A 20,182-nucleotide genomic window follows, 5' to 3' on the forward strand; every position below is an offset into this window, starting at 1 on the left:
TGAGGGGATTGCCACCGAGCAGCCCTTCACGGCGTGCACAACGCCCGGCGGACGGCGCTGCGCAGCCAGCGGTGCGCCCGATCGGCGGTGTGCCGAGGATGCCACGCCATGCCGATGACCAGCGGCGGCAGTTCCAGCGGGATGTCGAGCAGCTGGAGACCGAGGACGGCGGCCTCCTTGGTCAGCGGCGATGCGGCGGCGCCGGGGAGCGGGGCGGGTGCCAGGCACACGATGTCGCTGCGTGCCGCGAGACTCATGGCTGCCAAGTGGCCCGGTAGGACGACGCTCACGCGTCGTGTGAGTCCGTGGTCGGCCAGGGCTGTGTCGAGGGGACCGGTGAAGCGGCCTCGGCGGCTGACCACGACGTGCTGTGCTGCGGCGAGGCGGGCGGGGGTCAGTGGGCCTTCGGTGAGGGGGTGGCCGGGGCGGACGGCTGCCGTCATGCGGAGGGTGAGGAGTTCCTCGACCTGGGTTTCGGGGTCTACGTGGTCGATGGAGCCGACTTCCAGGTCGATGCGACCGTCGCGCAGGGCTGGTCCGGCTTCTAGTTCCTCGGCGCGGATGCGGAAGGCGACGCCTGGCGCCTCGTGCTGGGACAGGCGTAGGAGGCCGGGTGCCAGGACGGCGCCGATCACGTCGGCGGCTTGCAGGGTGAAGGTGCTGGTGAGGGTGGCGGGGTCGGCGCTGGCGCCGGGGCTGAGCAGGGTGCTGAGGCTGCGCACGACGGTTGCGGCTTCCTCGCGCAGGGCTTGGGCGCGCGGGGTGGGGACCATGGTCTGGCCGGCGCGGACCAGGAGGGGGTCCTGGAGGATGCGGCGCAGGCGGGCGAGGTTGCGGCTCATGGCGGCCGGCGAGGTGTGCAGGCGCGCGGCGGCCCGGGTGACGCTGTTCTCGGCCAGGAGGGCGTCCAGGGCGATCGCGAGGTTGGCGTCGAGGGCGGAGTTCTGGCTGCTCACCTGCGTTATTCCATTTCCGTCAATGATTCCGTGCTGAAGTTCCCATTGTGGCAGCACTGCCGACCTCCGCACGATGGAGGCGTACCGCAGCACTGAATCAGCACCGAACCACCGGTCTTCTGAACCACCGAGGAATTCATGATCGTCATCACCGCCCCCACCGGGAACATCGGCCGTCGCCTGCTCGCCCTGCTGCTGGAGTCCGCTCCGGCCGCCGGGGAGGAACTGCGCGTGATCGTGCGCGATCCCGCCCGGGTCCCGGACTGCGCACGCGGCCGCGTGGAGATCGTCACCGGCTCGCACGGCGACCCCGACGTCCTGGACCAGGCCTTCGCCGGCGCCGACGCCGTCTTCTGGCTCGTCCCGCCGGACGCCTCCCTGACCCCGCTGGACGCCTGGACCACCTTCACCCGCCCCGCCGCCGAAGCGCTGGCTGCGCACGGCGTCGGGCACGCGGTCGGCGTCTCCGCACTCGGCCGCGGCACCCCGCTCGCCGACCGGGCCGGCCTGGTCACCGCCTCGCTGGCGATGGACGACCTGATCGCCGGCTCCGGCGTCGCCTACCGCGCCCTGGCCAACCCCTCCTTCTTCGAGAACCTGCTGGAGGAGGCCGACTCGATCCGCGAGAAGGGCTTCTTCACCGACACGGTCGAGCCCGACCGCAAGGCGCCGCTGGTCGCCGTCGCCGACATCGCCGCCGCCGCGGAGCGCCTGCTGCTGGACCGCTCATGGACCAGCGTCGGCAGCGTCCCGGTCCTCGGTCCGGAGGACCTGTCCGCCAACGACCTGGCACGCATCATGACCGAGCAGCTCGGCCAGCCGGTCCGCTACGAGCGCCAGCCACTGGAGGAGATGTTCACGACGCTGGTCGGCTACGGCCTCAACGAAGAGTTCGTCCAAGGCATCGTGGACATGAAGCGGGCCAAGGACGAAGGCCTGGACACCGGCGTCGCGCGTATCCCGGGGACCTCCTCCCCCACCACGTTCGAGCAGTGGTGCGCCGAGACGCTGAAGCCGGCGGTGCAGTCCTGATGAGCGCCAACGCTGAGACGGCAGAAGCACCGGTCACCGCGTTCATGCTGGTCAAGACCACCCCCGAGTGGCTGGCCCTGACCATCGCAGAACGCGTGCACGCCTTCACCACCCACGTCCTGCCCGCCATCACCGCCAAGACCACAGGGGTCCGCTCACGCTTCTACGACACGGAGTTCTACTCCGCACGCGTCACCGACGTCTGGGTCTGGGAGGCCGACGACCACCGCGCCTACCAGCTCCTCATCGACGCACTGCGCGAAACCCCGTTCTGGGACCGCTATTTCGAGGTCGTCGAGATCCTGGTCGGCACGGAGAACGGCTACGCCCGCACCTACGGATTGGAAGCGGTCGCCACCATCAGCACGTGACCCATGCCGCTAGATGTCATTGCCCGCGATGTACCCGAAGGTCATCGCGGGCCCGATCGTCGAGCCGGCGCCGGCGTAGCTGTGTCCCATGACGGCGGCGCTGGCGTTGCCTGCCGCGTACAGGCCGCCGATGACCGAGCCGTCGGCGCGGAGTACGCGGGCTCGCTCGTCGGTGACCATGCCGCCCTTCGTGCCGAGGTCGCCGGGGACGATCTTCAGTGCGTAGAACGGTGCGAGCCACAGGGGCGCCAGGCAGGAGTTCGGGGAGATCGCCGGGTCGGTGTAGTAGTGGTCGTAGACGCTGACGCCGCGGCCGTAGTCGGTGTCCTTGCCGGTGATCGCCAGTCCGTTGAAGTGCGCGACGGTGTTCGTCAGCGTCGAGGGCGAGACTCCGATCTGGTTCGCCAGACCCCACAGGGTCAGGTCCCTGTAGACCGAGCCGTTCTGGTACCACGAGGCGGGGAACGGAAGGGTCGGCAGGATGTCCCGGAAGACGTAGCGGTCGCGGAAGTTCTGGTCGATGATCAGCCAGGACGGGATGTCCGCCGCCGTGGCGTTCTGCCGGTACATCGTGTGCACGACGTCCACGTACGGCGCCGCCTCGTCGACGAACCGGTGGCCGGTCTGGTTGACGATCAGCCCGCCGGGCAGCGTCCGTTCTGCCAGGCAGAAGTACGGCCCGTCGCCGCTGGGGATCGTCGGACCCCACCACGCGTCGTCCATCAGCGCCAAGGCGGCGCCGGCGCGCTGCCCGGCCAGGATGCCGTCGCCGGTGTTCTCCTTGGCGCCGACGCTCCACGTCGTCCCGATCGGCTGCTGCTGGTACTGCGCGCGCATCGCGGCGTTGTGCTCGAAGCCGCCGGAGCCGACGATGACGCCTCGGCGCGCGGTGATCACGCCGGGCGCGCCGTTCTGCGTGACCACGACGCCGGTCGCCCGTCCGTTGACGATGTTCAGGTCCGTCAGCGGCGTGTTCAGCAGAACCGAAACCCCGGCCTGCATCAGTCCGGCGCGCAGCCCGGTGGCCAGCGACTGGCCCATCGTCAGCGGCTTCTGACCGGCGAGCGCGGCGGCGGCTCCGCGAGCGGCAGCCTCGGCGGCGACCGCCGTGCCCTTGGCGTTGACCGCGGCGAGGTTGATCCACTTGTAGTCCTGGCTGAACACCACGAGCCCGGCCGGGACCGGGAGGTAGGCCGGGTTCAGGTGCGCGAGTTCGGCGCCGAGGATGTGGCCGTCGATCACGTCGGGCTCGATCGAGCGGCCGCCGGGCATCCCGCCGGGAAGCTCCGGATAGTAGTCGGAGTAGCCGTCCATCCACTTGAAGCGGCACGGACTGTGCGCCATGACGAACGACAGCATCGCCGGTCCGGTGCTCAGGAAAGCGTGCTGGCGCGCCGGGGTCGAGCCGTCGCCGACCACGGCGGCCAGGTACTGCGCGGCCAGCGCCGGGGTGTCGGGGACGCCGGCGGCCAGGATCACCGAGTTGTTGGGGAGCCAGATCCCGGCTCCCGAGCGCGCCGCCGAGCCGCCGAACGTCGGCGCCTTCTCCACGACGACCACCGACAGCCCGCGTGCGGCCACGGTCAGCGCGGCGGTCATTCCGGCCGCGCCGCAGCCGACCACCACGACGTCGTACGTGCCCAGGACGGGAGCATCGGCGTAGGCGTTCGCGCCGGTCGCCACCCCCGCGCCGAACAGAGCTGCGGTGCCCGCGGCGGCGCCCTGAAGGACGCGGCGGCGGGAGAGGTCCGGGGTTCCGTGCACGGGCATGGCGCCCTCCGAATCAGATACCTGACGATGCATCAGGAATCTGATCCGGTGGTCTTGGGAAGTCAAGAGCCCTCCGAGCGGGCCCGGGTCAGGAGCTCAGCGGCGGCCCGACCACGAACGAGACCATCTCCGACCGGCTCCCCGCCGAGGCCCGGACGTGGTAGCGCCCGTTCGGGAGCGCCACCGCCCCGGCGCCCTGGTCGAGCGCGACGCTGAACTCCCCGTTCCCGTCGACCACGGTTTTGACCGGTGGCACGGATGAATCGTTCAGGAAGGTCACCGTCACCGTCTGGCCGGCCGGCCAGTTCTCGCCGTTGAGGATGTAGGTGGTCAGCGGGTCGCCGAACGGCGGCCGGACCCCGAGGCGCACGCCGTCGACCTCGGTGACCGCACCGGCCGGCGGGCTCGGCGCGCCTTCCGGCGGCGGACCCTGCGGCGGCGGACCGCCGCCGGCCCGGGACGGAGGCGGACCGGAATTGGTCGGGGGCGGCGGCGAGTTGACCGGCGGCGGAGAGCCCTCGGACTGGACGCCGCCGGTCGTGGCCGCCGCCACCCCGGACGGCGCGCCGGCCGCCGGCGAGGTGGAGTCCCCGCTGCCCGCCCGCAGCGTCCCGACCAGCAGCAGACCGCTGATCGCCGCCACGCCGAGCGCGAGCAGGACGCAGACCGCGACCATGACCGGCGCCACCGGCGAGCGCCGCCCGAACGGGTCGCGCTGCCACCACTTGGGGCGCGTCCGCCGCCGGTTCACCGTCGCCCGGCTCGACGGCGCGTCTTCCGGGGGAAAGGAGGGATGGCGGGGTCGCGGGTCCACGGTTCCGGCGTGGTCGCCGTCGCCAGAGTCACCGACACCATCGCCGAAGTCGCCGGAGTCGCCTTCGCGCGCCGCCACATGCGTCGGTTCCCCGAGGACAGCGGTGTCCGCCTTCGAACGCCGCGACCGCGTCAGCTCCATCTCCGCGACGCGATAGTCCTCGATGTACGACAGCACCGCCTCCGGCAGCGGCTGCAAGGCATCGGCCGCAGCCAGATGCGGCGCCAGAGCGGCGATCAGCGAAGCGGGCATCGGGCGATCGTCCGGATCCAGAGAAAGACACCCGGCGATCAGCCCACGAAGTTCCCCGGGCACGCGAGTGAGGTCCGGCGGCTGCCGCATCTTCTGCAGCAGAACGCCGACCGCCTTCTCCTCTTGGTACAGAGCCGCGCCGGTGGCCGCGTGGTACAGCGTCGCACCGAGCGCGAACACGTCGGCGGGCGGTCCGACGACGCGGTCCCCCATCGCCTGTTCGGGTGCCATGTACAGCGGCGTGCCCATCACCATGCCGGCGGCAGTGCCCTGCGGCAGTCCGTCGCTGCGAGCCAGCCCGAAGTCGATGACCCGCGGTCCGTCGGCGGTGACCAGCACGTTGGCGGGCTTGAAGTCCCGGTGGACGAGCCCGGCGCGGTGTACGTCCTCCAGCGCCTCGGCGCATCCGGCGGCCAGCCAGCGCACCGCCGAGACCGCCATCGGTCCGCAGGTGGCGACCAGTTCCTCCAGCGACGGCGCCGGTACGTAGACGGTGGCCAGCCACGGCAGGTCGGCGTCCGGATCGGCGCCGACGACCGCCGCGGTGAAGGCGCCGCTGACGCGCTTGGCGGCGTCCACCTCGTGCGCGAACCGGCGCCGGTACCCGGCGTGCTCGGCCAGCCCGGCGCGGATGGTCTTGACCGCGACCAGCCTCGAGGAAGCCGAGCGGGCGAGGAAGACTTCGCCCATCGCGCCCGCGCCCAGGCGGCGTAACACCTCATAGGGCCCGATCCGGGTGGGGTGAAACGCTTGGGGCGGCTGCCCTGTGCGCGTCCGCATCGAGATCTGCCCTCCGGAAGGGACTGTGGCGCCGGAGCCCTGCTTGAATTTCGGTGGTGCAGCAGGGTCCTTAGTAATTTACTCCTGACACGAGGTGCGGCGGGGCTCGGTAAATAACTCCGTTCGAGTGGTAATCGAGTTGTTGCAATCGGCGGCGCGCGCCGGATCACCGCGAGGGGACCGGAACCTCCGGCGGCAGCAGTCCCTCTTCTCGCAGGCGGGCCCAGACTTCAGGCGGTATCGGCTGCGCGGCCCAGGCCAGGTTCTCCGTCAATTGCTCGCGCGATGCGGGACCGGTGAGGACACATCCGACAGAGGGATGTCCCCTAGGGAATTGCAGAGCTACGGCTGCGGTCGGCAGTCCGAATTCATGACAGACCTTTGCAATACGCGCCGTCTTGGCACGGGTCTGCTCATCGACCGGACGGTAGCGGAACATGGGCTCCGCGACGCCGTCGATGAGCCCGCCGTGCAGGGACTGCGCCGCGACGACGGTGACGCCGCGGCGCTCGGCCTCGGGCAGCAGGTCGTCGATCGCCTGGGTGTCGAGCAGGGTGTAGACCCCGGCGGCGAGCACCAGGTCGATGTCGGTCTCGCGGATGAAGCGGGCCAGCATCGGCGCCTGGACCATGCCGACGCCGACCGCGCGGACCACTCCCTCGTCACGCAACCGGGCCACGGTCGGCCACGCTTCGTCCAGGGCTTCGCGCCAGTGGTCGTCGGGATCGTGGATGTAGACCATGTCCACGCTCTCGACGCCGAGCCGCAGCAGGCTCTCCTCCAGCGAGGTCAGGATGCCCTCGCGGCTGAAGTCGTAGATCCAGGGCGCGCCGGTCGTCGCGGTGTCGGGATGCGAAGGTCGGACCAGGCGCCCGACCTTGGTGCTCAGCACGTATTCGCCACGCGGCCGACCGCGCAGAGCCAAGCCCAGCAGACGCTCGGAGTGTCCGGAGCCGTACATCGGCGCGGTGTCGAAGTAGCGCATCCCGCTGTCCCAGGCCGCGTCCACGCAGTCCAGAGCCTGCCCGAGGCCGACTCCCTCGTTCGCGATCGCGGCCGCGCCGAAGCCCAGCCGGGGAAGATCGACGGTCATGCCTTGACCCCTCCGGAGACCAGGTCCACGCGCCAGTACCGTTGCAGCAGCAGGAACACCGCGGCCAGCGGCACGATCGACACCAGCACGCCGACGATGACGATGGTGTACTGCGCGGCCTGCCCGCCGGTGATGATGAGCAGCCCGTACAGCCCTTCGGTCAGCGGGAACAGGTTGTCCCGGTTGAGCATCACGAACGGCAGCAGGAAGTTGTTCCAGATCCCGATGAACTGCAGCAGGAACACCGTCACCAGCGCCGGCGTCATCAGCCGCGCGCCGATCGACAGGAAACTGCGCCACTCCGAGGCGCCGTCGACCCGGGCCGCCTCCAGCACCTGGTCGCTGACCGAGGACTCGGCGTAGACCTTGCACAGGTAGATGGCGAACGGACTGACCAGCTGCGGCAGGATCACCGCCGCGTAGTTGTTCGTCATGCCGAGCTTGGCCAGCAGCAGGAACTGCGGGATGGCCAGCATGATCTGCGGGAGCAGGACGGCGGCGACGATGACCCGGAACAGCCAGACGCTGCCGTAGAAGCGGTATTTACCCAAGGCATAGCCGGCGCAGCCGCACACGATCGTGGACAGCGTCGCGCCGCCGACGGCGTAGATCACCGAGTTGACGGCCCAGCGCGTGAAGATGCCGTGGTCGTAGGCGAACAGCGCCCGCAGGTTGGAGAAGAAGCCGCCGTGGAAGGACGGCGCGAACGGCGCGCTGGAGAACAGCTCGCTGTTGGTCTTGGTGGAGGCGATCACGATCCACACCACCGGCAGCACGCAGTACACGGCGCCGACCAGCAAGATGATGGTCGGGATCCAGTTGGTGCGGTGCGGACCGCCCGGCCGGGTCCCCCCGGACCCGGCCGCGGCCCTGCTCGCCGTCCCGGTCGTGGCGGCTGTCATCGTTCACTCCTACGCGCTACTAGACGGAGCACCGTGTTGGCGGCCACGGTCGCGGCGACCGTCAGCACGATGAGCAGGAACGAGGCGGCCGCCCCGCGGTAGATGTCGTTGTCGACGAAGGCGTCGGTGTAGACCCTCATCAAGGGCACCCAGGTCGAGCTGATCGCGTTGGTGACCGGCTTGAGCGTCGTGGGCTCGTTGAACAGCTGCAGCGCGCCGATCAGCGAGAAGACGGTCACCAGCGTCAGCGTCGGGGCGAGCATCGGCAGCTTGACGCGCAGCGCGATCTGCAGCTCGCTGGCGCCGTCCAGCTCGGCGGCCTGGAACAGCTCGCGCGGCAGGCCGCGCAGCGAGGTGTAGATGACGACCATGTTGAAGCCCAACACGCCCCACACCGCGACGTTGGCCACGGAGAAGAACACCATGTGCGAACCGAAGTAGTTCACGGTGTTCCCGCCGATCGGGCTGGTCGCCGGCAGGTACATGAACCCCCACAGCAGCGTGGCGACCACGCCGGGCACCGCGTACGGCAGAAAGATCGCCAGCCGCGAGAACCCGACGAGCCGGGCGCGCTTGGCGTCCAGGCACAGCGCGAACGTGGTCGACAAGATGATGGTCGCCGGCACTCCGACGACGGCGACCAGCAGCATCCGGCCGATGCTGTGCCAGAACTCCGCGTCGCCGAACGCGGCGCGGTAGTTCTCCAGCCCGGCGAAGACGGTCGTCGGGTTGTCGGTCCCGAACAGGCCGCCGCCGGCTTTCTGCTTCATGAAGCTCAGGTAGATCGCGTAGCCGCCCGGAGCGACCGTGAACAGCAGGAACAACGCCACGGCCGGGAGGAGCAGAGCCTGTGGAAGCAGCGTGTGACGCCGGCGACGAACCTTCATGTCCTGTCCTCTCGCCCTTCCTCAGCCGGTGACGGAGAAGCCGCGCTTCTTCAGGTCGGCGACGGTCGCCTGCTGCATCTGCGTCAGCGCCGCGGTCAGCGGCGTCTTGTTCTGCAGCGCGGCGGCGAAGTCGTTGGAGTAGGCGTCGAAGGTGACGTTCGCGTTCGGTCCCCAGACCTGGAAGGTGCGAGCGTTCTTCGCCGCGGAGGCGATCAGCGTGTTGTAGTCCGCCTGGTCGGACATGAACGGCGGCGGGGTCTTCAGCGAGTCCTGGCTCTGGTTGGCCAGCGAGGCCGGGAAGACGTCCACCTGCTGGATCAGTGTCTTGACACCGTCGGAGGAGGCGTTGAGCCACTTCACGAACTTCGCGGCCTCGGCCGGGTGCTTGGAGTTCGAGGTCACCGCCTCGGTCTCCCCGCCCCAGATGCCGACCGTGGAGTCCCCAGCGGTCCAGGCCGGAAGCGCCGCGGCGACCCACTTGCCAGCGGTGTCCTTGGCGATCGAGGGGAACTGGTTCGGCGCCCACTGCGCGCTGACCCAGCCGATGATCGTGCCGTTGTTCATGTCGGTGTTCCACTGCGGGGACCAGTTCGGCTCCGGGGAGACCAGACCCTTGTCGATCAGGCCGCTCCAGTAGTTCGCGACCTTCTGGGTCGGCGCGTCGTCGATGGCGACGTTCCAGGTGGTCCCGGTCGTCGTCCACCAGTTGGCGCCGGCCTGCTGCGCGAGCCCGGCGAACCAGCCGGAGTCCACGGCCGAGAAGTTGCCGATGTACTGCTTGGGGTTCTTGGCGTGGATGGTCGCGGCGTCGGCGGCGTACTCGTCCCAGGTCGTCGGCGCCTTCAGGCCGAGGGAGTCGAAGATGTCCTTGCGGTAGAAGAAGACCATCGGGCAGACGTTCTGCGGGACGCCGTAGGTCTTGCCCTCGAACTGGACCTGCGCGAGCGAGGACTTGTCGAAGTCGGCGGAGATGTCGCCGACGTACTGGTCGATCGGCACGATCACCTTGTTGGCGATCAGCGCCGGGAGCGCCTGGTACTCGACCTCGGTGACGTCGGGGTTGGTGCCGGCGGCGTTGTTGGTGATCAGCTTGTTGTAGAGCGTGTAGCCGGTGCCCGAGGGCTTGGTCAGCTGCACCTGGATGTCGGGGTTCGCCTTGTTCCACTGGTCGACGGCGGACTGCATGCCGCCGTCCCAGTTGACGAAGGACAGGGTCACCTTGCCGTGCGAGCCGCTGCTGGCGGCACCGCCTTTGGGCGCGGAGCTGGAGGAGCTGCTACTGCTGCATGCGGTCATCGCCATGGCGGTGACGGCCAGGGTGAGGGCGGCGGTGCCCCTCATGAGGTTGGTGCGCAATCCATTGCCTCCTTTGATGATGATTTCAGACACCTTGAGCCCAGGCCGGGTAGGAGACCGGCGTCGTCTGCAGGCCGATCCACTGGCGGCGGGTGAAGCCGGCGAGCTGGCCTTCGCCGCCGTGGCGGGCGTAGCCGTCGTTGACGTGGACCTCGTTGCTGTGCAGCCGCTCGGCGAACTCGTAGCCGCGCAGCGGGTCGCCGGAGAACACGGAGTTCATCAGCGTGCGGTGGCGGTTGGCGAGCTCCAGAGCCTGGAGTTCGGAGTCGACGACGGTGATCGGCATGACCGGTCCGAACGTCTCCTCCTGGAAGATCGGCATGTCCGGCGTGACGTCGGTGAGGACCGTCGGGCGGTAGAACAGGCCGTCGTGCTCGGCGCCGACCGCGACTCGCGCGCCGGCGTCGATCGAGGGCAGGACGAGCCCCTCATGGAAGCGGGCCAGCTGCCCGGCGCTGATCACCGGGCCGAGGTCCACCTCTTCGCGCAGCGGGTCGCCGACCCGCAGTTTGCGGACGCGCTCGACGACCGCCTCGGTGAACTCCGCGGCGATCGCGCGCTGCACGATGTGGCGGCCGGCGCTGATGCAGGTCTGGCCCTGGTACCACAGGGCGGTCCAGACCGCGCAGCTCGCGGCCTGCTCGACGTCGGCGTCGTCGAGCACGACGAAGGCGTTGTCGCCGCCGAGCTCGGTGATCACCGGGGTCCCGGTGCGCGCGCCGTGCTCCCTGATCGCCGCGCCGACCTCGAAGGAGCCGGTGAAGTGGATCAGGTCCAGACCCCGGTGGCGGGACAGCGCGGCGCCGGTGGCCGGGCCGTCGCCGGGCAGCACGGCCAGCAGACCGTCCGGCACGCCGGCGGCGCGCGCGGCCTCGGCGAGGATCCGGCCGCCGGCGATCGGGGTGAGCTCGGCGGGCTTGAGGACGACGGCGTTGCCGTAGGCCAGGCCCGGCGCCAGCGCCCGCATCGCCAGGCTCATCGGGTAGTTCCACGGCACGATCAGGCCGATGACGCCGAGCGGGACGGCGCGCGACAGGGACATCTTGCCGGGCTTGTAGGGCGGCAGGATCGAGCCGGCGTTCTCAGTGAGCTGCGTCGCGGAGTTCAGCAGCTGGTTGATCGACTGGCCGAGTTCCTCCTCGGCCTTCTCCGCCGTGCCGCCGGTCTCCCGGACGAGCAGCGTGATCAGCTCGTCGTGGCGCCGCTGGAGCTGCGCGGCGAACGCCCGGATGACGTCGCAGCGGGTGTTCGCGTCGGTGTCGGCCCAGGCGGGCTGCGCGCGGCGGGCGGCGGCCACGGCGCGGTCGACCTGCTCGGCCGAGGCGTCGCCGTAGCGGGCGAACGGCGTCCCGGCCGCCTTGTCCAGGACCGGCCGCCACGCCGAGGCGGGGGATTCGAAGCGGCCGTCGATGAAGACTTCGGCGGTGTACTCGACCGCTTCCGTGGCTTCCGTGCTGACAGAACTCATCAGGGACCTTGATCTCTGTATTCGCCGGCAGAACCTGCGTGATGTCGCACTTGCGGTGGTGCATGGGTCGCGCTTGCGGTGGTGCAGGTGTCGCGCTGATGTCCGCCCGCTCACCGCCGGACTTAATTAACGATGAAAGATAAGGGGGCGGAAAACCCGTGTCAACGCCCCCGGCACCCGCCCCGCCTACCGCGCCGCCCAGAGCAGACCGCGCTCCGTCAGGACTCTGACAGCCGGCGCCCGCAGGTCCTCGACCCGATGCCCCACCGCGGAAACGAACACCTTGCCGGCGCCCCAACGCCTGGTCCAGACCACGGGCATGGCCACAGCACCCTCGCCCTGACCCCCGTCCCGCGACTCCACGACAGTCGTCGCGAGCACCGTGTTGCGGCCATCGCCGAGCACCCAGTACTGCTCACTGTGAACGTCGAAATCTTCCAGCCCGGCAACGATGGGATGCTCCGCATGCTCGGCCGCAATCCGGACCCGATAGGTCAAAAACTCCGGCGGATGAAACAAGAACAGCCCACCCACCATGCGCAGATAGTCCGGATCCCGAAACGCAGCCAGCACCCCGCCATGCCACCCGGCGAACCCCATCCCGGCAGCCACAGCACCCACCAACCCGGCACTCTGCTTCCTGCTCAACTCAGCCGCGTCCTCCCCCTCCGACCAGCACTGAACAACCAGATCAGTCCCGGCGAGCAACTCGGCATCGCAGTACACATCAAGATCATCCGCGACCACCACCTCAAACCCGGCCGCCACCAACCCCGGAACGAACACCTCAGTAGTCGCCACCGGAGCATGCCCCTCCCATCCCCCACGAACGACCACCACACGGCGCGGAACCGCGGCATCACTGCCTGCCATACGACCTCCCGGGCACGTCGAAGGGGCGCCGCACCCGACGCCCGCCACTTTGTCTACAACGTAAGGGAAGTGATCCACGACTGACAATGCCGATGACCATGCAGTGGGACGAAGAAGATCGGGCAGACCAGGGCGAACGAGGGCAGATCAGCCGACTGTTTTGACGGAAGATGGCTGCAATCTCGCGACCGACGACAAATCCGAAACCGAATGGCGACAGCGGACCAAGTCCGAGGCGGAGCCGGACGCCACATACGTCACGCACGGGTCCGAGTCGCTGCGCACACGTTTGGGTTTGTCAGCGGCGGCCGCGTTTGCGGGGCGACTGAGGATGCCCCCTATGGATGCCAAGCGCTGCATCATCGGGCCCGCGCGAAGCGGCAGGAGCGTGGTGTCCACCCTCGACATGGTGAACAAGATCCCTGATACTGGCGCCATGGTGGACTCGGCAAGCGGTCGCGAATCCCCGGGCCAGAACCGACGGAGCCTTGAAGCGCGGGCGAACCTCGGAGCGGTGTTCGCATGCACCGCGAAGTCGCCCGAAGGTCGGGATGTCTGGTAGACAACTCGGACGACACCGTGAGAATCATGCGCAGCGATCGGTCGCCGACGATGATGAGGCAGGATGAGCGACTTCCACGATGTGTCGATCAACTTGCTGTCCGCCTTGATCGGCCTGACTGCGGGGTGGGCCCGTGGAGCGGCGGCGAATCGGCTTCGCTACCGACACGCTCGCGGGCTCTGGCGTCAACTCGCAGGGCCGACGGTCAACATCGTCGTCGGAGCGCACAGCGTAACCGGGTGGGAGACTGCCGGGTTGATGGGCATCGGCGATGCCTTTGCGGTGTCCGAACTGCAGCAGCATCTCGTCAGTATCGGAGCCGGCCAACCGAAGATCATCTACGGCGGACGGCTGGAGGCCGAGACTCGGCGCAACGATCTGATCCTCATCGGGGGTCCCGACACCAATTCGATGACTCGCGAGGTCATGAAGCGATTGGCTGGGACGTTCAAGTTTCTCGATCCGCCCGCCCATACGTTTGCCATCCGAGACGCACACGGAGGAAAGACCTATGACCCGGATCCCCCTACGAACGGCGAGGGTACTGACTTCGGCGTTCTAGTCCGTGCAGTGAACCCGTTCAATCCGGAGGCCTCGGTACTGATTGTGGCGGGCGCCTACGGACTTGGTACGTGGGCTGGCGCACGGCTGGTCCACAGCAAAGCCTTCATGCAGGAGCCACTGGTCAGGGCAATGATCCCGTTCGAGTGTCTGTTCGAAACGGATGTGGTGGCCTCAACGCCTCAAGCTACGAAGATTCTCGCGCTGCGGTCGCTCGACGTAGACCCGGCAGCCATCGGTGGTAGCGCGGTGATCTAGGGCGCCGCCCGGTCTTTGTGTGTGGCCGTTCTGATTAGGCCTGCGTATCGGCGACTCTGAAGGGTGCACGGCAGCCCACGGGAAAATCGGTACTCGCAGCCGTGATCGAGCCCAAGCCCGATACCAGCGCCGCGCCCGAGCCGGTGCTCGTAGCTGTCGCGCTCAGCTTGCGAAGTGTCCGCCTGCTGCCAGCAGTCGCGCCACCGGCAGGGTTGCGGCGCCGAGGGCTACCGCGCCCGGGCCCAGTTCGCCGACGTCGATGCGGGTTTGGTCGAAGAGGTAGGGGAGGGCGTGGCGGCGGGCGGCTTCGCGGATGGCGGGCATGAGGAGGGGGCCCAGTTGTTCGCCTACCCAGCCGGCGAGGATGACCTGGTCGGGGTTGATCATGTTGATCAGGTTGCCGACGCCGATGCCCAGGTACTCGGCTGCTTCGTCGAAGGTGGCGGTGGCGGCTTCGTCGGCGCCGGTGGTGGCTCGGGCGGCGAGTTCGGCCATTTTGGCTTCGGTGCCGTCGCTGGTGAAGGGCTTGCCGGCGGGGTGGGCCAGGTACGCGTCGAGGATCGCCGTGGCGCCGACGTAGGCCTCGAGGCAGCCGTGGGAGCCGCAGCGGCAGGCGCGGCCGCGGGCTTCGATCACCGCGTGGCCCCACTCGCTGGTGGAGCTGGAGCCGCTTTCGGCAAGGGAGGAGCCTTCGGCGATCGCGGCGCCGACGCCCACGCCCCACAGGGCGACGACCGCGCGGCGTGCATCGCGTCCCGCGCCGCGCCATGCCTCAGCCTGGCCGAGGGTGCGTGCGCAGTTGTCGATGAGGATCGGCGCGTCGAGCTCTGCTCGCAGTGCGTCGCCGAGCGGTACGCCGGACCAGCCGAGCGTCGGTGCGTGGACCACGCCGCGCTCGCCCTCCTGCACCGCGCCGGGGACGCCGATACCGATACCGAGCAGCCGCTCGTGCGGAACGCCGGTGCTGTCCAGCAGGGAGCGCACGCCGGAGACGACCAGGCGCACCACGACATCCGGATCCAGGCGTCCGACGCGGATCTCGTGCGTGGAGGTCGCCAGGGTGGACAGCGTCCAGTCGAACAGCACCACGTGGATGTGAGTCTCGCCGATGTCGACGCCGACCGCGTAGCCGAACCCGGGCCGCGCCGCGAGCATCGTGCGCGGCCGCCCACCGTTGGAGTCCACCGACCCGGCCTCGGCCACCAGCCCGTCGGAGATCAGATCCGACACGACATTGCTCACCGCCGCCGAGCTCATCCCGGCCAACCGCGCCAATTCCGGACGGCTCACCGCCCGCCCGAGGTAGATACACGACAGCAAGGTGGCGCGGCTACGACGGCGAAGATCGCGCGTCGTCTGCGCACCGGCCTGGATCACATGACGAATTGTGCCAGACAGCCGGTCGCCCCGGTGCGTGCCGGTGAGAGCGCTTACAGTCCGAGCGAGGCGACGAGCGTGGAGGAGACATGCGCCAGCTCGGGATGAGAGGCGATGAAGACGGTCTCGACGCCCGCCAGCTCATGGTTCATCAGCGCCATCGGCGTCTCGCGCCCAGGTCACGGGCGAGGCAAGCCGCAGCCGGGCGCCCCGGAGCCGAAGCCCCGAGGCGCCCGCCACTGTGACTCACCTCACCGCATCAGCTCACTGCGTCGTGCTGAGCGAGACGCGCCCTGGCACGCGACCGCCGTTATCGATCCGAATGCTGCTGGTTGATCCCGAAGCCGCGACCAACGCCGGCACGAACTTCGCGGCGTCGATCGTGCCCCAGCCGGAGGCGGTGTCGAAGCCGGTGGTGGCGCAGAAGCCGGTTACTGAGGAGGTCGAGTTGCAGCCCTTGGTCACGTCGACGATGCCGGAGGTGGTGCCGTGTGGACCGACGGCGTAGAGGGCGGGGTTGATCAGGCCGAGGTCGTGGCCGGCGGATTGGTCCGCGAGTGCGACGATGGCGGCCATCAGGGGTGAGGATTCCGAGGTGCCGGAGGTGCCCTCCAGGGTGATGTCCGGTAGTGAGCGCCCTGTGGCGTGGGTGGTGGTGGCGGTGGTCTGCTGCCAGGAGGGGATGGCGAATTCGTGGGATACGCCGGCGCCGGATTCGGGCCAGAGTTTGTCGGGCTTGGTGCGGGTGCCGCTGGTGTTCAGGGAGAGGACGGTGCCGCCGACCGCGGTGACGTAGGACTCGTCGGCGGGGAAGGACACGACGCGCTTGCCCCAGGGTGTGGTGCCGTCCAGGTGCATGCCGTCGGCGCCGTCGTCGCCGCTGGAGGCCAGGACGGTGACGCCGTGGTCGGTGGCGTTCTTGAAGTGGCTGTCCAGGGTGTGCAGCTGGGCTGAGCTGGCGAAGTCGTCTTCGGGGGTGCCCATGCTCATCGAGACGACGTCGGCCTGGTGGTGGGCGACGGTGGAGTCCAGCGCGGACATCAGCTCCGGGAAGCCGGTGATGCCCTCGGTCTCGCTGACCGGGGTGGCGATGATGAGGATCTTCGCACCGGGGGCGAGGGTGTGGATCATCGAGATGTCCAGGTCGGTCTCGCCGCCCCAGCCGTCGCAGTCGCCGGTGTCGACGCCCGGGTCGGTGCACGCCGGCACGGCGCCGGCCGGCTCGATGGTGGTCACGGTCGCGGCCGGCAGGCCGTTCTCCCTGTCGTACTGGTTGAGGTAGCTCTGGGCGTTCTTGTCGCCGAAGGCCACCAGCGTGGCGATCGTCAGGCCCGTGCCGTCGATGTGCTTGGCGTACAGCGGCGCGGTGTCGTAAGCCTTCTGCAGCTGCGAGGAGGACGACTGCAGCGCCTGCTCGACGCGCTTGACCCGGTCCGGGAGCGTCGTGGCGGCGCCCACCTCGCTGACGGCGGCGCTGAAGTGGTGGTGCTGGTGCCCGGGGGTGGGGACCGGATGCGGGATCGCGCCCGGCGCGGCGTCGGCCGCGTTCGCGGCGACCCCGAGGGCGACGGACAGCGCGACCGCCGTTCCGGCGGCGGCGAGCCTGGCGCCCGTGCGGAGGACCCGGCGGTGGCCGAGCCCTGATGAGGTCCGATGCATGACTCCTCCTGAGAGTGGCAAGGGAGGTGGCGGTGGCAGTGGTGGTGCCGGATATGGACATTGGCAAGAATTGGATCAGAGGGCTACCCAAGGGTTTACCAAAAATTCGTCAAAACATGGCGCAGGTGATGAAGAGGGCGAAATCACGCGGCGCGGAGAGAGGGGAGGGAGACGGCGCGCGGGTAGAACAAAAACTCGGCCGCCGCGCATGTGCGCGGCGGCCGAGCAGTCGTGCCTGATGAGGCAGCGTCCCCAATGTCAGCCGGTAACGCTCGCCGCCCCGGTCTCGATGTGCCCGGTCGCCCGGCGGCTCCACGCCGCATCCGAGCTCACCGTGACGGTGAAGTCGTACCACCCGTGGTCGTAGGCGACCGCGTTGAAGTAGTCGGCGACCGTCGCCCCGGCCGCCACCTGGTACGTCCACGGACCGTCGGTGCGGTAGTTGGTCGAGGTGATCGTGAACGTGACCGTGCTGGTCCCGGTGTTCTTCATCGAGAACCACACCGCCTGCTGCCCGGTGTTCGGCGCCGGCGCGTAGTACGTGCTCGCCTCGGCGGTCGCGCCGCTGCCGTTGGCGTTGCCGGCGAAGCGCCGCAGGAAGCGGTTCGGGCCGACCACCGTCAGGTCGTACTGGCCGTTGCCGTAGTTCGTGCCGATGTTGAAGAAGTCCTTGGCGCTGCCGTCGGTCCCGTTGCTGGACGCGCCGACCGTGTACTGCCACGGACCGCCGCTGCGATAAGCGTTCGCATACGCCGAGAAGTGCGCGGCGGCGCTCGCCTGCGGACCCTGGTTCGCCATCTGGAGCCAGATCAGGATCTGCCCGTTGGCGTCGTACTCCAGGTGGTCCACCCACGCGTTCGGCTGGTACGGCAGCGCCCGCGCCGGACGTGTCCCGCTCTCCTGCGCCGGCAGCGCGTTGGTCGCCGGGCTGGGGTTGGTCTGCGCGTTGCAGAACGACTGCCCGATCACCGTGCTGGTCGCCGGCAGGCTCGGCAGACCGCTGACCGGGTGGCCGAAGTCGAAGGCGCCGGTGAGGTCGCCGCAGACCTGGCGGCGCCAGGCGCTGATGTTCGGGCACGTCGCCGGGGTGCCCAGGGCCGCGGTCCAGGTCTCCAGGAAGCGGATCACCGAGGTGTGGTCGTAGACCTGCGAATCGACCCAGCCGCCGCGGGTCCACGGCGAGACCACGACCATCGGGACGCGGAAGCCCAGCCCGACCGGCGCGCCATGGGTGCTCTCGGCAGCGGTCCCGGACGGCGCGACCGGCGGCGGGACGTGGTCGAAGAAGCCGTCGTTCTCGTCGTAGTTGAGGAACAGCACGGTGGAGTCGAACGTCGCGGGGTCGGCGGCGAGCGCCTGGACGACCAGGTTCACGAAGTGCGCGCCGTCGTTCGGCGGGGCGTCGGGGTGCTCGGAGAACGCCTGGTTGGCCACCACCCACGACACCTGCGGCAGCGTGCCGCCGAGCACGTCGGCCTTGATCGCCGCGGCGATGTCGTCCGGGGTGGAGTTCTTGGCCGCCGGGACCGAGGACATGCCGCGCTGGTAGAGCGGGCTGGACGTGGCGGCGCCGGTGAACTGCTTGAAGTAGGCCAGCGCGTTGTCGCCGTAATTGTCGTTCGCGTTCTGATACACCCGCCAGGACACCCCGGCGTTCTGCAGCGCTTCGGCGTAGGTCTGCCAGCTCAGGTTGGACTCCGAGCCGCCGTCGTACGCCGGTCCGCCGGCCGTGCCGTTCGGGTCGATCATGCCGGACCACAGGTAGGTGCGGTTCGGGCCGGTCGCCGACAGGATCGAGCAGTGGTAGGCGTCGCAGACCGTGTAGGCGTCGGCGAGCGCGTAGTGGAACGGGATGTCGGTGCGGTTCAGGAAGCCCATGGTCCGGTTGGAGCCCTTGGCCGAGATCCAGCTGTCCATCTTGCCGCTGTTCCAGGCGGCGTGCTGGGTGGACCAGCTGTGATCCAGCGAGCCGTCGCATTGTGCGAGCTCTTCCTTGGTGGTCCCGAACCACCAGGTGTTGGTGTCGGACAGCTGCCACGGGTACTGCCGCCCGGAGCCGTTCGGCTGGTTGAACACCGAGTAGCCGCCCGCGATCTGGACCGTCGCGCGGTCGGCGAACCCGCGCACCCCCTGCAGGCTCCCGAAGTAGTGGTCGAAGCTGCGGTTCTCCTGCATCAGCACCACGACGTGCTTGACGTCGCGGATCGTCCCGGTGCCGGTGGCGGCGGCCTGCGAGATCGAGCCGGGCAGGCTCTCCAGGCCGAGGGTCGCGCCGAGGGCGGCGGCGGAGCCGAGGAAGGTGCGGCGGGAAACAGGCGCCACGATGAGGCCTCCTGGGGGTGAGGGGGGATGCGGTGGGGTGTGGGGGCAAACATGAAGCATTCTCAGTGACCGCGGCCGAACAGACCAGACCCTCAAGAGCAGGTTGGTCCACACTTTGCGAACAGGATTGGTCCTGTTCGCCGCGACGACCGGTCCGGTAAAGCTGTCCCCATGTACTTCCAGCACGCCCCAGCCATCCGGTCCGCCCATCCCGGCCTGGCCGCCACGGCGATCACCGCCGCCGGCATCACCGCGGACGCCGACGTCGAGGAACAGGTCGCCCGCTTCACGGCGATCGCGAACGCCCGGCTCGCCGGCGGCGCCGAATCCGACCTCGCCGAGATCAAGGCCTGGCGCCAGGCGTTCTCGACGATGGGACTCAAGCCCACGCAGTACCGCTGCGCCTCCGAAGCCCTGCTGCGCCGCCTGCGCAAGGAAGGCGAACTCCCCCGCATCCACCCGCTGATCGACCTGTGCAACGCGGTCTCGGTCGCCTTCGCGATCCCGGTCGCAGCCCTCGACCTCGACCAGATCTCCGGCGACCTCGAAGTCCGCCCCGCCATCGGCGACGAGGTCTACCACACCTTCGGCGGCACGACCGAGAACCCCGAGCCGGGCGAGGTGATCTTCGCCGACTCCGAGAACACCTCCCACGCGCGCCGCTGGACCAACCGGCAGAGCGGGCTGTCGGCGGTGCGCGCGCAGACCTCGCGGGTCCTGATCGTCGCCGAGGCGCTGCACGAGTCAGCCGCCGAGGACATCAGTGCCCTGATGAAGACGCTGGTCGAGGAGCTGACGGCGGTGTGGCGGGTGACGCCGGTGTCCGCGGTGCTGAGTCAGGAAGCACCGCGGTTCACCGTCTGAGCCACTAGAGCTACGAGAGCTACTG

At 69.3% G+C, this 20,182-nt stretch carries 18 protein-coding genes; 6 read left to right on the forward strand and 12 right to left on the reverse strand.

What is annotated here, in order from left to right:
• Positions 1-26: 26 nt before the first annotated feature.
• Positions 27-956, reverse strand: a complete 930-nt coding sequence (locus tag CACI_RS25180) for a LysR family transcriptional regulator (RefSeq protein ID WP_049871702.1) — start codon at positions 954-956, stop codon at positions 27-29.
• 138 nt (positions 957-1,094) lie between these two features.
• Here CACI_RS25180 and CACI_RS25185 point away from each other — a divergent pair, with 138 nt between their 5' ends.
• A complete protein-coding gene (locus tag CACI_RS25185; protein ID WP_015793681.1) occupies positions 1,095-1,988 on the forward strand; it encodes an NAD(P)H-binding protein in 894 nt (297 codons plus the stop codon).
• Positions 1,988-2,359 (forward strand): darcynin family protein, encoded by a 372-nt coding sequence (locus tag CACI_RS25190; RefSeq protein ID WP_015793682.1) that lies wholly within the window; start codon positions 1,988-1,990, stop codon positions 2,357-2,359. The genes CACI_RS25185 and CACI_RS25190 overlap by 1 nt, the downstream gene beginning before the upstream one ends.
• A 9-nt stretch (positions 2,360-2,368) precedes the next feature.
• Here the strand turns inward: CACI_RS25190 and kstD are convergent, their stop codons facing one another.
• The 8 genes from kstD to CACI_RS25230 all read right to left on the reverse strand — a co-directional run bounded on the left by kstD (position 2,369) and on the right by CACI_RS25230 (position 12,554).
• The gene (gene kstD, locus CACI_RS25195) at positions 2,369-4,129 is read right to left on the reverse strand and encodes a 3-oxosteroid 1-dehydrogenase (protein WP_015793683.1); all 1,761 of its coding nucleotides are present in this window, start codon (positions 4,127-4,129) and stop codon (positions 2,369-2,371) included.
• A gap of 88 nt (positions 4,130-4,217) precedes the next feature.
• Positions 4,218-5,975, reverse strand: coding sequence for a serine/threonine-protein kinase (locus CACI_RS53610; RefSeq protein WP_015793684.1), 1,758 nt, complete (start codon positions 5,973-5,975; stop codon positions 4,218-4,220).
• A 166-nt stretch (positions 5,976-6,141) separates the two neighbouring features.
• Entirely contained in the window at positions 6,142-7,068 is a 927-nt protein-coding gene (locus tag CACI_RS25205) for an aldo/keto reductase (protein WP_015793685.1), read from the reverse strand.
• Positions 7,065-7,970, reverse strand: a complete 906-nt coding sequence (locus tag CACI_RS25210) for a carbohydrate ABC transporter permease (protein ID WP_015793686.1) — start codon at positions 7,968-7,970, stop codon at positions 7,065-7,067. Before CACI_RS25210 ends, CACI_RS25205 begins: the two co-directional genes overlap by 4 nt.
• Positions 7,967-8,857, reverse strand: coding sequence for a carbohydrate ABC transporter permease (locus CACI_RS25215; RefSeq protein WP_015793687.1), 891 nt, complete (start codon positions 8,855-8,857; stop codon positions 7,967-7,969). Before CACI_RS25215 ends, CACI_RS25210 begins: the two co-directional genes overlap by 4 nt.
• Positions 8,858-8,878: 21 nt before the next feature.
• A complete protein-coding gene (locus CACI_RS25220) occupies positions 8,879-10,213 on the reverse strand; it encodes an ABC transporter substrate-binding protein (RefSeq protein ID WP_015793688.1) in 1,335 nt (444 codons plus the stop codon).
• A gap of 25 nt (positions 10,214-10,238) precedes the next feature.
• Positions 10,239-11,681 carry an aldehyde dehydrogenase family protein gene (locus CACI_RS25225; RefSeq protein WP_015793689.1) on the reverse strand — a complete coding sequence of 481 codons (1,443 nt, stop codon included), beginning with the start codon at positions 11,679-11,681 and terminating at the stop codon, positions 10,239-10,241.
• Positions 11,682-11,867: 186 nt separating this feature from the next.
• Positions 11,868-12,554 (reverse strand): ThuA domain-containing protein, encoded by a 687-nt coding sequence (locus CACI_RS25230; RefSeq protein WP_015793690.1) that lies wholly within the window; start codon positions 12,552-12,554, stop codon positions 11,868-11,870.
• A gap of 340 nt (positions 12,555-12,894) precedes the next feature.
• Here CACI_RS25230 and CACI_RS50225 point away from each other — a divergent pair, with 340 nt between their 5' ends.
• Together CACI_RS50225 and CACI_RS25235 are read left to right on the forward strand one after the other, a co-directional pair.
• Positions 12,895-13,116 carry a hypothetical protein gene (locus CACI_RS50225; RefSeq protein ID WP_143765385.1) on the forward strand — a complete coding sequence of 74 codons (222 nt, stop codon included), beginning with the start codon at positions 12,895-12,897 and terminating at the stop codon, positions 13,114-13,116.
• 63 nt (positions 13,117-13,179) lie between these two features.
• Positions 13,180-13,935 carry a hypothetical protein gene (locus tag CACI_RS25235; protein WP_015793692.1) on the forward strand — a complete coding sequence of 252 codons (756 nt, stop codon included), beginning with the start codon at positions 13,180-13,182 and terminating at the stop codon, positions 13,933-13,935.
• Positions 13,936-14,097: 162 nt separating this feature from the next.
• Here CACI_RS25235 and CACI_RS25240 read toward each other — a convergent pair whose 3' ends face one another.
• Positions 14,098-15,312: an ROK family transcriptional regulator gene (locus CACI_RS25240; RefSeq protein WP_015793693.1), complete on the reverse strand. Its 1,215-nt coding sequence runs from the start codon at positions 15,310-15,312 to the stop codon at positions 14,098-14,100.
• Between the two features lie 264 nt (positions 15,313-15,576).
• On the reverse strand, positions 15,577-16,971 hold the full coding sequence (locus CACI_RS25245; RefSeq protein WP_015793694.1) for a S53 family peptidase: 1,395 nt from the start codon (positions 16,969-16,971) through the stop codon (positions 15,577-15,579).
• Positions 16,972-17,003: 32 nt separating this feature from the next.
• Between CACI_RS25245 and CACI_RS50235 the strand changes: the two genes are divergently transcribed.
• Positions 17,004-17,210, forward strand: a complete 207-nt coding sequence (locus tag CACI_RS50235) for a hypothetical protein (protein ID WP_143765386.1) — start codon at positions 17,004-17,006, stop codon at positions 17,208-17,210.
• 19 nt (positions 17,211-17,229) lie between these two features.
• Here CACI_RS50235 and CACI_RS25250 read toward each other — a convergent pair whose 3' ends face one another.
• A complete protein-coding gene (locus CACI_RS25250) occupies positions 17,230-19,293 on the reverse strand; it encodes a phosphocholine-specific phospholipase C (RefSeq protein ID WP_015793695.1) in 2,064 nt (687 codons plus the stop codon).
• Positions 19,294-19,464: 171 nt separating this feature from the next.
• Between CACI_RS25250 and CACI_RS25255 the strand changes: the two genes are divergently transcribed.
• Positions 19,465-20,157, forward strand: a complete 693-nt coding sequence (locus CACI_RS25255; protein WP_015793696.1) for a B3/B4 domain-containing protein — start codon at positions 19,465-19,467, stop codon at positions 20,155-20,157.
• The last annotated feature ends 25 nt before the right edge of the window (positions 20,158-20,182 follow it).

Origin of the sequence: Catenulispora acidiphila DSM 44928, assembly GCF_000024025.1 — a bacterium.
Classification (GTDB): domain Bacteria; phylum Actinomycetota; class Actinomycetes; order Streptomycetales; family Catenulisporaceae; genus Catenulispora; species Catenulispora acidiphila.

Coding starts and splice junctions, on each gene's coding strand:
- CACI_RS25190 (WP_015793682.1), top strand. CDS start 1,988: ATGAGCGCCAACGCTGAGACGGCAGAAGCACCGGTCACCGCGTTCATG.
- CACI_RS25185 (WP_015793681.1), top strand. CDS start 1,095: ATGATCGTCATCACCGCCCCCACCGGGAACATCGGCCGTCGCCTGCTC.
- CACI_RS25210 (WP_015793686.1), bottom strand. CDS start 7,970: ATGACAGCCGCCACGACCGGGACGGCGAGCAGGGCCGCGGCCGGGTCC.
- CACI_RS25230 (WP_015793690.1), bottom strand. CDS start 12,554: ATGGCAGGCAGTGATGCCGCGGTTCCGCGCCGTGTGGTGGTCGTTCGT.
- CACI_RS25245 (WP_015793694.1), bottom strand. CDS start 16,971: ATGCATCGGACCTCATCAGGGCTCGGCCACCGCCGGGTCCTCCGCACG.
- CACI_RS25255 (WP_015793696.1), top strand. CDS start 19,465: ATGTACTTCCAGCACGCCCCAGCCATCCGGTCCGCCCATCCCGGCCTG.
- CACI_RS53610 (WP_015793684.1), bottom strand. CDS start 5,975: ATGCGGACGCGCACAGGGCAGCCGCCCCAAGCGTTTCACCCCACCCGG.
- CACI_RS25215 (WP_015793687.1), bottom strand. CDS start 8,857: ATGAAGGTTCGTCGCCGGCGTCACACGCTGCTTCCACAGGCTCTGCTC.
- CACI_RS25225 (WP_015793689.1), bottom strand. CDS start 11,681: ATGAGTTCTGTCAGCACGGAAGCCACGGAAGCGGTCGAGTACACCGCC.
- CACI_RS50225 (WP_143765385.1), top strand. CDS start 12,895: ATGGATGCCAAGCGCTGCATCATCGGGCCCGCGCGAAGCGGCAGGAGC.
- CACI_RS25235 (WP_015793692.1), top strand. CDS start 13,180: ATGAGCGACTTCCACGATGTGTCGATCAACTTGCTGTCCGCCTTGATC.
- CACI_RS25205 (WP_015793685.1), bottom strand. CDS start 7,068: ATGACCGTCGATCTTCCCCGGCTGGGCTTCGGCGCGGCCGCGATCGCG.
- kstD (WP_015793683.1), bottom strand. CDS start 4,129: ATGCCCGTGCACGGAACCCCGGACCTCTCCCGCCGCCGCGTCCTTCAG.